Source organism: Streptomyces sp. NPDC060002, from assembly GCF_042737245.1.
GTDB lineage: Bacteria > Actinomycetota > Actinomycetes > Streptomycetales > Streptomycetaceae > Streptomyces.
Window position 1 is genome coordinate 131,428 of sequence record NZ_JBHWUW010000013.1, and the last position, 12,933, is coordinate 144,360.

A 12,933-nucleotide genomic window follows, 5' to 3' on the forward strand; every position below is an offset into this window, starting at 1 on the left:
GGGTTGTCCCCACCCCACTGCCGGAGAACGCCGCGTTGGGCACCCCTCGTTCAGAACCCCTCGTTCAGAACCCCTCGTCGTCCAGGAACTCCGTGTCCTGGCCCTCCTCCTCCAGTGCCCGGCGGACCACTCGCAGGGCCATGCCCTCGGGGTAGCCCTTGCGCGCGAGCATGCCGGCGAGGCGGCGCAGCCGTTTGTCGCGGTCGAGACCACGGGTCGAGCACAGCTTGCGGGCGACGAGCTCGCGCGCCGTCGCCTCCTCCTGATCGGAGTCGAGCTGGCCGACGGCCTCTTCGATCAGTTCCGAGTCGACCCCCTTGGTCCGCAGCTCCTGGGCGAGCGCTCTCCGGGCCAGCCCCCGGCCGTGGTGCCGGGACTCCACCCAGGCGTCCGCGAAGGCGCCGTCGTTGATCAGCCCGACCTCCTCGAACCGCGAGAGCACCTCCTCCGCCACGTCGTCCGGGATCTCCCGTTTCCTCAGGGCGTCAGCGAGTTGCTTCCGGGTGCGCGGGGTCCCGGTGAGCAGGCGCAGGCAGATCGCCCGTGCCCGCTCAGCCGGATCCCCTGAAGGCTCCCCCTGCCCGCCCCTCGACGAGGAAGAGGTGCCCTCGTCCTCGGCGGACGGTTCCGCGAAGCCGCGCCGACGGCGCCCACGCCCCCCGCGTGGACCTCCCTCGCCGCCGCGCCGCGCCCGGCCGCCACGGGGCCGGGCGTCGCCGTCCGTCCCCTCAGCACGGTGCGAGCCGCTCTCCGGCCGGTCGCCGCCGGCCTGGGCGGGGCCGCCGTCGGCCCCGCCCCCCGCCCCCCGGGGGGCGTCGGGGGAGACGTACTCGGCCCAGTCCGTTCGTCGCGTCACGGATCAGCTCTTGGCGGCCGCGGCCTTGGTCTTGGCCGTCTTGGCCGCGGCAGCCGGAACCGGCTTGGCGGCGTCGTCCGCGGGCGGGCCCGCGGTGCCCGCGGTGCCCGCGGTGGCCGCAGTGGCCGCGGCCGGCTCGGCGGCGGGCTCCTCCGGACGCACGCCGACGCCCAGCTTCTCCTTGATCTTCCTCTCGATCTCGTTGGCGAGGTCGGGGTTGTCCTTCAGGAAGTTACGGGCGTTCTCCTTGCCCTGTCCCAGCTGGTCGCCCTCGTACGTGTACCAGGCGCCGGCCTTGCGGACGAAGCCGTTCTCCACGCCCATGTCGATCAGACCGCCCTCGCGGCTGATGCCATGCCCGTAGAGGATGTCGAACTCGGCCTGCTTGAAGGGCGGCGCGACCTTGTTCTTGACGACCTTGACGCGCGTGCGGTTGCCGACCGCGTCCGTACCGTCCTTCAGGGTCTCGATGCGACGGATGTCGAGGCGCACCGAGGCGTAGAACTTCAGCGCCCGGCCACCGGTGGTGGTCTCCGGGGAGCCGAACATCACGCCGATCTTCTCGCGGAGCTGGTTGATGAAGATCGCGGTGGTCTTGGACTGGTTGAGCGCGCTGGTGATCTTCCGCAGTGCCTGGCTCATCAGACGGGCCTGGAGACCGACGTGGCTGTCACCCATCTCGCCCTCGATCTCGGCGCGCGGGACGAGCGCGGCGACGGAGTCGATGACGATGAGGTCGAGGGCGCCGGAGCGGACCAGCATGTCCACGATCTCGAGGGCCTGCTCGCCGTTGTCCGGCTGCGAGAGGATCAGGTTGTCGATGTCGACGCCGAGCTTCTTCGCGTACTCGGGGTCGAGGGCGTGCTCCGCGTCCACGAAGGCGACCTGTCCGCCGGCCTTCTGCGCGTTCGCCACGGCGTGCAGCGTCAGCGTCGTCTTACCGGAGGACTCCGGGCCGTACACCTCCACCACGCGGCCACGCGGCAGCCCGCCGACCCCGAGGGCGACGTCGAGTGCGGTCGACCCGGTGGGGATGACCTCGATGGGCTCGTTCGGTCGCTCGCCGAGACGCATCACGGCGCCCTTGCCGAACTGCCGTTCAATCTGTGCGAGTGCGGCATCCAGTGCCTTCTCGCGGTCGGTTCCTGCCATGGGTTCCACCCGGTTTGCTTGAGTCGATCGCTTCACGTCAAAGACGCTAACGCCTGCCACTGACAATGCGCCCCGACGCCGGTCCGGCCTGTGGATAACTCGGGCGCTTCTCCGTCCAAACCGGGACGGAACACCCGACCAGCGTCTCACCGGAGCTTTAATAAGAATGGATGTTCGATTTCCGTGTCAAGCGCACCACGCGGCACTTCCGAGGCTACGTTCACGCGCCGACAACACCGTCCGACCCGGCTCACGCGGGCCTCTCGTCCCGCGTGAGCCGGCTGCTTCCCCGGGCGTACGGCGGGTGTCTTCGGCGGGACGACGACGGCGTACGACGTGGCCGGGACGCTCGGTGCATGGACCAGCAGAAGACCGGACACGCCCGCGGCGGAGCGGCAACCGGGCACCCGATCCCGCACCCACGCCCCCTGGACAGCCGGTACCACCAGTACCTCCGGTACCCCCGATACCGCCGATACCACCTCTACGAGGCGACGGCGCTCCTGCTGATCCTCTCCGGGCTCGTCCACCTCGTGGTGTTCGCCGTCGACGGCGGCCCCTGGAACGGGCCCGTCTCCTGGCGCAAGCCGGTGACCTTCGGACTCGCCTTCGGGGTGACGCTCCTCGCGGTCGTCCGGGTCACCTCGTACGTGCGTGTCGGACCACGGCTGTGTGCCGCGCTGCTCGGGGCGTTCGCCGCCGACTGCGTCGTGGAGGTCACGGGCATCACCCTCCAGGCGTGGCGCAAAGTGCCCTCGCACCTGGACACGGAGACGCCCTTCGACACGGCCGTGTCCATGACGCTGGCGGTCGGCGGCGGGGTCCTCGTGGTGCTGCTCGCCTGGTTCGCCGTGGCGTCCTTCCGGCACCGGCCGACCGGCCCGGCCGGGATGGCCCTCGCGGTGCGCTCCGGTTTCGCGGTCCTGCTCGTCGCGCTCGCCTCGGGGGCGGCGATGATCGCGCGCGGTGTCGTGCTCTCCCGCACCGGACACCAGGAGGCGGCGTACCACTCGACGGCCTCGCTCAAGCCCCTGCACGGGGTGAGCCTGCACGCCGTCCTGGTGCTGCCCGCCCTGGCCTGGCTGCTGTCCCGCACGCCCTGGAGCGAGGCCGTACGCCGGCGGATCGTAGCCGCGGCGGTGGGTTGCTACGTGGCCGCGGTCGCCGCGGCCGGAGTGTGGGCGGTCCTCAGGTACTGACTGCCGCTCCCCTCAGCCGGACTCGTCCCGCGACCCTTCCGGCCGGTGCCGCACCCGCCCCCACAGCTGCCGCGCGCGCGTGAGCGGCCCCTCCCCGCGTCCCCGGTGTCCGTGGACGCGGGGGTCGTCCGTGACGTCGTAACGCTTCACGTAGGCGCCCAGGAACGCCTGGAGCGTCGCGACCGCCGGGATGGCGATCAGCGCGCCGACGGCCCCGAGCAGGGCGGTGCCCGCGATGACGGAGCCGAAGGCGACCGCGGGATGGATGTCGACGGTCTTCGAGGTCAGCTTGGGCTGGAGCATGTAGTTCTCGAACTGCTGGTAGACCACGACGAAGACAAGCACCCACAGCGCGTACAGGGGCGAGACCGTGAAGGCGATCAGCATGGGCAGGGCGCCCGCGAGATAGGTACCGATGGTGGGGAGGAACTGCGAGACCACGCCGACCCAGACGGCGAGCACGGGCGCGTACGGAATGCCGAGGGCCTCGAGCAGCACGTAGTGCGCGACGCCTGAGATCAACGCCATCAGCCCGCGCGAGTACAGATAGCCGCCGGTCTTGTCGACGGCGATCTCCCACGCCCGCAGCACCTCGGCCTGCCGGGCGGGCGGCAGGACGGAGCACAGCGCGCGGCGCAGGCGCGGTCCGTCGGCGGCGAAGTAGAACGAGAACAGGGCGATGGTCAGCAGCCGGAAGAGACCGCCGAGGACCTGTGTGGAGACGTCCAGCACCCCGGCGGCGCTGTTCTGGGCGTACTTCCTCAGCCACTCGGAGTGGAGCAGGCCCTCCTGGATGTCCACGCGCCTGAGGTCGGTGTGGAACGTGGTGTTGACCCAGTTGATCACCGAGTCGAGGTACTCCGGAAAGCCCTCGATCATCTTGATGATCTGACCCGCGAGCATCGAACCCAGCAGCGTGAAGAAGCCGGCGACCACGATCAGCAGGCCGAAGGAGACCAGGAAGGTGGCCAGCCCCCTGCGCATCCCCCGGGCCGACATCCGACTGACCGCCGGCTCTATGGCGAGGGCCAGGAAGAACGCGATCAGGATGTTGAGCAGCAAACCGATGAGCTGGTGGAAGGCCCACAGACCCAGTTGGAACACACCGATGAGAGCGAGCGCGAGCACCATGGCGCGCGGAAGCCAGCGGGGCATGCGCGCGCCCTGCCCGGCGCCGCCTTCGGCCGGGGGCGGTCCGGTGGGCGGCGTCGCGCCGAGCGGGGATGTGTGCCGGGCGACCTGCCCGGTCTCGTCAGTGGGTGCCACGGACCAAGTCTCGCCTACGGCACCGACAATCGGAGAACCGCCTGCGGTCTTCCTGTGGGATCAGCGCATCTCCTGTGGAACGTTCATCACCGTGCACACCACGCGCCACACGTCCTTGGCCTCCCAGCCGCGCGCCAGCGCCTCGTGCACCGTGCGTCCGCCGAGTTCCGCCATCACGTGATCGCGCGCGAACGTCTCGGCGTACCCCGCGCCGAAGTGCTCGTCCATTCGCTGCCAGAAGACCGTCAACCGCATGACATCAGTATCCCGCGCGCGGGGGTGGCCCTCGCCGGGACCGCCTGCCGAGACCGCTTTCCGCCCTACGGTCTGACGCATGGCCGAATCCGGAGCATCCCCACTCCCCCCGACGCCCCCGGCGCGCTCCCCCCTCTTCCGCGCCGAGCACTTCGTCTGGCTCACCGCGCGCGTGCTGGAGCAGCGCCTCTTCGCGCACGACTTCCTGCACGGCGCCGCCGACCCCGTCGAGACCGCCCTCGACGCCTACCGCAACGAGGACGGCGGATACGGCCACGCGCTGGAGCCCGATCTGCGCGGCCCCGTGAGCCAGCCCCTGCACACCGCGCGGGCACTGCGCGTCCTGGACTGCGTCGGGCGCCTCGGCGGCCAACGCGTGGAGCGGGTGTGCCGCTACCTGACCTCGGTCTCCACCGGCGACGGCGCACTGCCGGCGATCCATCCCAGCCAGCGCGGGTACCCGGCGGCCCCCTTCATTCCGATCGTGGACGACCCGCCCAGCGACCTTCTGTCCACCGGGCCGGTGGTGGGTGTGTTGCACCGCAACGACGTATGGCACGCCTGGCTGTTCAGGGCCACGGACTTCTGCTGGCAGGCGGTGGATTCCCTGGGGCGGTCCCACCCGTACGAGATCCAGGCCGCCGTGGCCTTCCTGGACTCCGCCTCCGACCGCCCGCGCGCGGAGGCGGCCGCCGACCGTCTGGGCCGCCTGGTGCGCGCGCACCGGCTCGCGGTGCTGGACCCGGACCACCTGGACGGGTATCCGGTCGCACCCGGCTACGCCCCCGGCGAGCACCACTTCCCGTACGACTTCGCGCGGACACCGCACTCCCTCGCGCGGGCGTGGTTCACCGACGACGAGATGGCACGCTCCCTGGACCACCTCGCCGGCGATCAGCAGCAGGACGGCGGCTGGCCCATCCGGTGGCGCCACTGGGCACCCGGCACCGCCCTGGAGGCCCGCCCCATCGTGACGATCGAGGCCCTGCGCACCCTCAGGGCCTACGGCCGCGCCATCGGCTGATCCCGCCCGTGCCGCCGGCGCCGCCCATCACCTGGACCGGCCTTCCTTGCCTTGCCCTGTCTCTCACCCGCCCAGGGCCCGGACTCCCGCCGTCACCACCACGGCGGCCGCGACGACCAGCAGGAAGGGAGCCCGCAGCACGAGGGCGACGACGGCCGCGGTGAGCCCCGCGGCCCTCGCGTCCAGCACGAGTGCCTGCCCGTCCGCGAAGGTCTGCTGGGCGGTGAGGGCGGCGAGCAGGGCCACGGGGAGCAGGGCGGCGAACCGCCTGACGAGGGACCGTTCGAGAAGGCCCGCGGGGACGAGCAGTCCGGCGAGCTTGACGGCGTAGCAGCCGAGAGCGGTCGCGCCGATCGCGATCCAGGTGTTCAACGCTCCTTCTCCCCCGTGTCGACCCCACCGGCCTCGCCGCCCTGACGCCGACCCTCGAGGTACAGGACGACCGGCGCGGCGAGCGCGGCCGCCAGCACGGGCACTCCGGCGGGCAGCACGGGCAGCAGGCCCAGCCCCAGGAGCACCGCGAGCCCGGCGACGGCCCGCTCGGCGGTGGTCTTCAGCATGGGCGCGAGCAGCGCCAGGAAGACGGCGGGCCCGGCCGCGTCGAGCCCCCACGCGTCCGTGTCCCCGATGGCTTCGGCGCCCAGGGCGCCCAGCAGCGTGGTGAGGTTCCACAGCACGTAGAGAGTCAGCCCGGTGACGCCGAAGCCGATGCGCGCGGCACGCCGTCCGGGCTGGGCGAGGGAGACCGCCGCCGTCTCGTCGATCACCCATTGGGCGGCGAACGGGCGCACCGCGCGCGGGAGCGCCAGCGACTGCGACAGACGCAGGCCGTAGAAAGCGTTGCGCACGCCCAGGAAGAAGGCGCCCGCAGCCGCCGTCAGGGGATTGCCGCCCGCCGCCAGCGCCCCGACGAGCGCGAACTGGGACGCCCCCGTGAAGACGAGGAGACTGAGCGCGCAGGTCTGCCACACCGAGAGTCCGCTGCCCGCCGAGGTCACCCCGAAGGCGAACCCGGAGAGTCCTACGGCGATCCCGACCCCGAGGGCGTCCCGTACGACGGCGGCGTCGGGCCGTCCTCCGCCGTCGGCGCGTATGTCCGTGAGAGCTGTCTGTTCTGCCACGGCCACGACGGTACGAGCAGCCCTCCGGGTGGGTCTTGTACGTTCTTGCGCTCACGCTGGTACGCCCCCGGAGGGACTCCGACGATCCGGGCGAAGTGGCGGTTCAGGTGCGGCTGGTCGGTGAATCCCACCTCGACGGCCGCCTCCGCGGGTGCGGTCCCCGCGTCCAGCAGCCGCCGCGCCCGCCGCACACGGGCATCGGTCAGCCAGGCATGGGGCGGCAGCCCGTATGCGTCCCGGAAGGCCCGCAGCAGCGCGAACGAGCTGGTCCCCAGGTCCGCGGCCAGTTCCTCCAGCGTCGGCGGATCGGCCAACCGCTCCTCCAGCACGCCACGCGCGCGGGCGGCGATCCGTGCCCCGGCCGACCGCACCTCCCGCTGCGGCAGCGGCCCGCCGTTGAGCCGCAGCAGCCGCGTCACCGCCACCCGCAGGAGCGTGTCGGCGGCCAGCGCGTTGCCCTCCTCAGCGGCTCGGAGCACCTGGTGCACCAGACCGACGGCGTACGCGTCGTCCAGCACGGGACTGACGAATCCCGGGTCACCCCGAAGCGTCGTGGTCTCGGCCGCGATCTCGGCCACCACGTCGGGCGACGGATACACGGCCCCGTACCGCCAGCCCTCCGGCACCCCGGCCCGCCCCGTGTGCGGCGTGTCCGGGTTGACCAGTGCGAGCGCCCCGGCCCCCGCGTACTGATCGGCCCCACGGTGGTGAAAGACCTCCACCCCCTCGGCGATGCCTGCGATCACGAAGTGCTCGTGGGTGTGCCTTACGAACGTCTTGCGGACATACCGGGCCCGCAGCAGATCGACACCGGGCAGCTCCGCATACCGCCAGTGCCGCGCCAGCTCGCCCGGTCCAGGACCCGAATGCGCCACCTACCCATTCTCCGCGACGCGCCGCCGGACGGCCGCGCCACAGCGCCTCCGGGTCACCGCGCCTCCCGGGCCACCGCGACGCCGGCCGCCGCGGCCCCCGCCGCACGGCGAACGCCGACGGCCCGGGCGCGAGAGACGCCGTATCTGCGCAGGTCAGAGGAATTGTCAGTGGCCGGGTGCAGGATGGACGCATGGTCAGCTCCGCACACCGAGCCCTCGACGGCTTCTCCCCCGCGACCCGCGGCTGGTTCACGGGGGCGTTCTCCGCGCCCACCGCGGCCCAGGCGGGCGCGTGGCAGGCTATCGGCGAGGGCTCGGACGTGCTGGTGGTGGCCCCGACCGGCTCCGGGAAGACCCTGGCCGCCTTCCTGGCCGCCCTGGACCAGCTCGCCTCGGCGCCCCCTCCCGCCGACCCGAAGAAGCGCTGCCGAGTCCTCTACGTCTCCCCCCTCAAGGCCCTCGCGGTCGACGTGGAGCGCAACCTGCGCAGCCCCCTGACGGGCATCCGCCAGGAATCCGTACGTCTCGGCCTGCCCGAGCCGGAGGTCAAGGTCGGCATCCGCTCCGGCGACACCCCGCCCGCCGAGCGCCGCGCGCTGTCCACCCGCCCCCCGGACATCCTGATCACGACCCCCGAATCGCTGTTCCTGATGCTGACGTCGGCCACGCGCGACGCGCTGACGGGTATCGAAACGGTGATCCTGGACGAGGTGCACGCCGTGGCGGGCACCAAGCGCGGCGCGCACCTGGCGCTCTCCCTGGAGCGGCTGGACGAACTGCTGCCGAAGCCGGCCCGCCGCATCGGCCTGTCGGCCACGGTCCGGCCGGTCGACGAGGTGGCGCGCTATCTCTCCCCGCACCGCAAGGTGGAGATCGTCCAGCCGAAGTCCGGCAAGCAGTTCGACCTCTCGGTCGTCGTCCCGGTGGAGGACCTGGGCGAGCTGGGCGGCTCCCCGGTCGCCGAAGGCTCCGAAGGGGCGGAGCGCCCGTCGATCTGGCCGCATGTCGAGGAGCGGATCGCGGACCTCGTCCAGGCCCACCGCTCCACGATCGTGTTCGCCAACTCCCGCCGACTCGCCGAACGCCTGTGCAACCGGCTCAACGAGATCGCCTACGAGCGGGCCACCGGCGAGCCGCTGGACGAGCACCACTCCCCCGCCGAGCTCATGGGCGGCTCGGGCGCGGCCCAGGGCGCCCCGCCCGTCATCGCGCGCGCCCACCACGGCTCGGTCTCGAAGGAACAGCGCGCCCTGGTGGAGGAGGACCTCAAGGCGGGCCGGCTGCCCGCCGTCGTGGCGACCTCCAGCCTCGAGCTCGGCATCGACATGGGCGCGGTGGATCTCGTCGTCCAGGTCGAGTCCCCGCCTTCGGTGGCCTCGGGCCTCCAGCGCGTCGGCCGCGCGGGACACCAGGTGGGCGCGGTGTCCACCGGCGTGGTCTTCCCGAAGTACCGCGGTGACCTCGTCCAGGCCGCGGTGGTCACCGAGCGGATGCGCACGGGCTCGATCGAGGCCCTGAAGGTCCCCGCCAACCCCTTGGACGTCCTGGCGCAGCAACTCGTCGCCATGACGGCGCTCGACACCTGGCAGGTCGACGACCTGCTGACCACGGTCCGCCGTGCCGCCCCGTTCGCGTCCCTCCCGGAGTCCGCGTTCACGGCGGTCCTGGACATGCTGGCCGGCCGCTACCCGTCCGACGCGTTCGCCGAGCTGCGCCCGCGCGTCGTGTGGGACCGCGTCGCCGGCACGGTCACCGGCCGCCCCGGCGCCCAGCGTCTCGCCGTCACCTCCGGGGGCACGATCCCCGACCGGGGCCTGTTCGGCGTCTTCCTGGCGGGGGCCGACCCCAAGAAGGGCGGCGGCCGGGTCGGCGAGCTCGACGAGGAGATGGTGTACGAGTCGCGCGTGGGCGACGTCTTCACGCTCGGCACCAGTTCCTGGCGCATCGAGGACATCACCCGCGACCGGGTCCTGGTCTCCCCCGCCCCCGGAGTCCCGGGCCGTCTGCCGTTCTGGAAGGGCGACCAGCTGGGTCGCCCGCTGGAGCTCGGCCGCGCGGTGGGCACGTTCCTGCGCGAGGTCGGCTCCCTGTCCAAGGAGGACGCCCGGCTCCGGCTGCTCACCGCGGGGCTGGACACCTGGGCGGCCGACAACGTGCTCTCCTACCTGGACGAGCAGCGCCAGGCCTGCGGGCATGTCCCTGACGACCGCACGATCGTCGTGGAGCGCTTCCGGGACGAACTGGGCGACTGGCGGGTCGTCGTGCACTCCCCCTTCGGCGCCCAGGTCCACGCCCCCTGGGCCCTCGCACTGGGCGCCAAACTCTCCGAGCGCTACGGCATGGACGCCCAGGTCATGCACGCCGACGACGGCATCGTCCTGCGGCTGCCGGACGCCGACCTCATGAGCCTGGACCTGCTCGACCGGGAGCCGACGAAGGCCGGCACGGAATACGACGCCGAGCAGGCACCCGTCGGCGCGGCGGACGTCGTCTTCGACAAGGGCGAGGTCGATCAGATCGTCACCGATCAGGTCGGCGGCTCGGCCCTGTTCGCGGCCCGCTTCCGCGAGTGCGCCGCCCGCGCGCTGCTGTTGCCGCGCCGCAGCCCCGGCAAGCGCACCCCGCTGTGGCAGCAGCGCCAGCGCGCCGCCCAACTGCTCCAGGTGGCGAGCGAGTACGGCTCGTTCCCGATCGTCCTGGAAGCGGTCCGCGAGTGCCTTCAGGACGTCTTCGACGTTCCCGGCCTCGTGGAGCTGATGGGCGACCTGGAAGCCCGCAAGGTACGCCTGGTCGAGGTCACCACCCCGGAGCCGTCGCCCTTCGCCCGCTCCCTCCTCTTCGGCTACGTCGCCCAGTTCCTCTACGAAGGGGATTCCCCGCTCGCCGAGCGCCGCGCGGCCGCCCTCTCCCTGGACTCACGCCTGCTCGCCGAGCTGCTCGGCCAGGCGGAACTGCGCGAACTGCTCGACGCCGAGGTCCTCACGGAACTGGAGCGGGAACTCCAGTGGCTCACCGAGGACCGCCGGGTGAAGGACACCGAAGGCATCGCGGACATCCTGCGCCTCCTCGGCCCGCTCACCGACGCCGAGCTGGCCGAGCGCGGCGCCGAACCCCACTGGGCGCAGGAACTGGCCGCCGCCCGCCGCGCCATCCGGGTCCGTATCGCCGGCGCCGACCACTGGGCCGCGATCGAGGACGCGGGCCGGCTGCGGGACGCACTCGGCACGGCACTCCCGGTAGGTGTGCCGGAAGCCTTCACGGAACCCGTCAAGGACCCGCTCGGCGACCTCCTCGCTCGCTACGCACGCACCCACGGCCCGTTCACCTCGGCGGGCGCGGCCGCCCGCTTCGGCCTCGGCGTGGCGGTGACCGAGGGCGCCCTCCAGCGGCTCGCGGCGGGCGGGCGCGTCGTCCAGGGCGAGTTCCACCCGGCCGGCATCGGCCAGGAGTGGTGCGACGCGACGGTCCTGCGCAGGCTGCGCCGCCGCTCCCTGGCCGCCCTGCGGCACGAGCTGGAGCCGGTCCCGCCGCCCGCGCTGGCCCAGTTCCTGCCCCAGTGGCAGCACATCGGCAAGGGCCACTCCCTGCGCGGCGCCGACGGACTGGTGCGCGCCGTAGAGCAGCTCCAGGGCGCGTCGGTGCCCGCCTCGGCCCTGGAGAAGCTCGTCCTTTCCTCCCGTGTGCGGGACTACGCCCCGGCGATGCTCGACGAACTCACCGCGGCCGGAGAGGTGCTCTGGGCCGGAGCGGGCGCCCTCCCCGGCAAGGACGGCTGGATCTCCCTCTACGTGGCGGACGCTGCGCCCCTGCTCCTGTCGCCGCCCCACCCTCTGGAGCTGACGGCACTGCACCAGTCGGTCCTGGACGCCCTCTCCGGGGGCTACGGCCTGTTCTTCCGCCAGATCGCCGACCAGGTCCGCGCCACCACACACCCCGACGCCACCGACCCGCAGCTCGCCGACACCGTCTGGGACCTGGCCTGGTCCGGTCGGCTCACCAACGACACACTCACCCCCCTGCGCGCCCTGCTGGGCTCGGGGCGCACGGCCGGCTCCACGGCCCACCGCGCCAAGCGCAGCGTCCCGCGCGGTCGCTACGGCTCGCTGACGGCCGCGGCCCGCCCCGCTTCCCGCAGCGGCCCCCCGACCGTCGCCGGACGCTGGTCCCTCCTGCCGGCCCACGAGCCCGACCCCACGGTCCGCGCCCACGCCCTCGCCCGTACCCTCCTCGACCGACACGGCGTGGTGACGCGGGGCGCGGTCGCGGCCGAGGGCGTCGAAGGCGGCTTCTCGGCGACGTACCGCATTCTGTCCGTCTTCGAGGAGAGCGGTCAGGCCCGTCGCGGGTACGTCGTCGAAGGCCTCGGCGCAGCACAGTTCGCCATGGACGGCGCCGTGGACCGACTCCGCGCGGTGGCCAACGCCCGCGACCGCGGCGAGCCGCTGCCCGGCCCGAACTCGGCGAGGAGTTCCTCGGACGGCTTCGCCTTCCCCGACGGCTCCCCGTCCGACGACGCCTGGGACGTCCCGGGCCTCGACGCCGGCCCCCCCTCCCCCTTCGACGCCCCGGCAGCCCCCGCCTCGCCGGACGAGTACGTCTCGCCCCGCGACTTCGCCTCCCCGGGCGCAGGCGGCCCCCGCGGAGGCAGCGGCTTCCCGAACGGCTCAAGCGGTCCGAACGGCTCAGGCTTCCCCGACCAACGCAACCCCCGGCACGCCCAGAACCGCAACCGCCACGGCACCCCGTCCGGCGTCTCCCGTGCCGTAGTCCTCGCCGCCGCCGACCCGGCGAACGCGTACGGCGCCGCCCTGGGCTGGCCCGAACCGCCGAGCGGCGCCGGGCACAAGCCGGGCCGCAAGGCCGGCTCCCTGGTAGTGCTCGTGGACGGCGAACTGACGCTCTACATGGAGCGCGGCGGCAAGACCCTGCTGGCCTGGCCCTCCACCCCGGACGGCGAGGGCACCCCCACCGACGACCCACGCCTGCACACCGCCGCGGAGGCTCTCGCGGACGCCGCGCGTGCCGGCTCCCTCGGCACGGTCACGGTGGAGCGCGTCAACGGCGCCTCGGCCCTCACCTCCCCCATCGGCACCCTGCTGGAAGGAGCGGGCTTCATCGCGACCCCTCGCGGTCTGCGACTGCGCGCATGACCGCCGCACTCCGCCCGGAGCGACTCGCGTGTCAC

The 12,933-nt window shown here is 72.9% G+C and carries 10 protein-coding genes; 3 read left to right on the forward strand and 7 right to left on the reverse strand.

Translation table 11 applies throughout. The annotated features are described in order from the left end of the window. Positions 1 to 64 precede the first annotated feature (64 nt). Both recX and recA read right to left on the reverse strand, forming a co-directional pair. On the reverse strand, positions 65 to 856 hold the full coding sequence (gene recX, locus ACFWBD_RS15085) for a recombination regulator RecX (protein ID WP_385667027.1): 792 nt from the start codon (positions 854 to 856) through the stop codon (positions 65 to 67). A 3-nt stretch (positions 857 to 859) separates the two neighbouring features. Continuing rightward, positions 860 to 2,008: a recombinase RecA gene (gene recA / locus ACFWBD_RS15090; RefSeq protein ID WP_385667028.1), complete on the reverse strand. Its 1,149-nt coding sequence runs from the start codon at positions 2,006 to 2,008 to the stop codon at positions 860 to 862. Between the two features lie 356 nt (positions 2,009 to 2,364). Between recA and ACFWBD_RS15095 the strand changes: the two genes are divergently transcribed. Then, positions 2,365 to 3,207: a hypothetical protein gene (locus ACFWBD_RS15095; RefSeq protein WP_385667029.1), complete on the forward strand. Its 843-nt coding sequence runs from the start codon at positions 2,365 to 2,367 to the stop codon at positions 3,205 to 3,207. 12 nt (positions 3,208 to 3,219) lie between these two features. Here ACFWBD_RS15095 and ACFWBD_RS15100 read toward each other — a convergent pair whose 3' ends face one another. Both ACFWBD_RS15100 and ACFWBD_RS15105 read right to left on the reverse strand, forming a co-directional pair. Next, on the reverse strand, positions 3,220 to 4,473 hold the full coding sequence (locus ACFWBD_RS15100) for an AI-2E family transporter (protein WP_385667030.1): 1,254 nt from the start codon (positions 4,471 to 4,473) through the stop codon (positions 3,220 to 3,222). A gap of 60 nt (positions 4,474 to 4,533) precedes the next feature. Further along, on the reverse strand, positions 4,534 to 4,728 hold the full coding sequence (locus tag ACFWBD_RS15105; protein WP_385667031.1) for a DUF3046 domain-containing protein: 195 nt from the start codon (positions 4,726 to 4,728) through the stop codon (positions 4,534 to 4,536). A gap of 79 nt (positions 4,729 to 4,807) precedes the next feature. Here ACFWBD_RS15105 and ACFWBD_RS15110 point away from each other — a divergent pair, with 79 nt between their 5' ends. Further along, positions 4,808 to 5,752 carry a hypothetical protein gene (locus ACFWBD_RS15110; protein ID WP_385667032.1) on the forward strand — a complete coding sequence of 315 codons (945 nt, stop codon included), beginning with the start codon at positions 4,808 to 4,810 and terminating at the stop codon, positions 5,750 to 5,752. A 63-nt stretch (positions 5,753 to 5,815) separates the two neighbouring features. Here the strand turns inward: ACFWBD_RS15110 and ACFWBD_RS15115 are convergent, their stop codons facing one another. From ACFWBD_RS15115 to ACFWBD_RS15125, 3 genes are read right to left on the reverse strand one after another with little or no spacing between them, the layout of a single operon-like run. Continuing rightward, the gene (locus ACFWBD_RS15115; protein WP_385667033.1) at positions 5,816 to 6,124 is read right to left on the reverse strand and encodes an AzlD domain-containing protein; all 309 of its coding nucleotides are present in this window, start codon (positions 6,122 to 6,124) and stop codon (positions 5,816 to 5,818) included. Beyond that, complete coding sequence (locus ACFWBD_RS15120) at positions 6,121 to 6,873, reverse strand: AzlC family ABC transporter permease (RefSeq protein ID WP_385667034.1); 753 nt, start codon at positions 6,871 to 6,873, stop codon at positions 6,121 to 6,123. Before ACFWBD_RS15120 ends, ACFWBD_RS15115 begins: the two co-directional genes overlap by 4 nt. Then, positions 6,774 to 7,748 (reverse strand): AraC family transcriptional regulator, encoded by a 975-nt coding sequence (locus tag ACFWBD_RS15125; protein ID WP_385667035.1) that lies wholly within the window; start codon positions 7,746 to 7,748, stop codon positions 6,774 to 6,776. Before ACFWBD_RS15125 ends, ACFWBD_RS15120 begins: the two co-directional genes overlap by 100 nt. A 191-nt stretch (positions 7,749 to 7,939) precedes the next feature. Between ACFWBD_RS15125 and ACFWBD_RS15130 the strand changes: the two genes are divergently transcribed. After that, positions 7,940 to 12,898, forward strand: coding sequence for an ATP-dependent helicase (locus ACFWBD_RS15130; RefSeq protein WP_385667036.1), 4,959 nt, complete (start codon positions 7,940 to 7,942; stop codon positions 12,896 to 12,898). Positions 12,899 to 12,933: the final 35 nt, after the last annotated feature.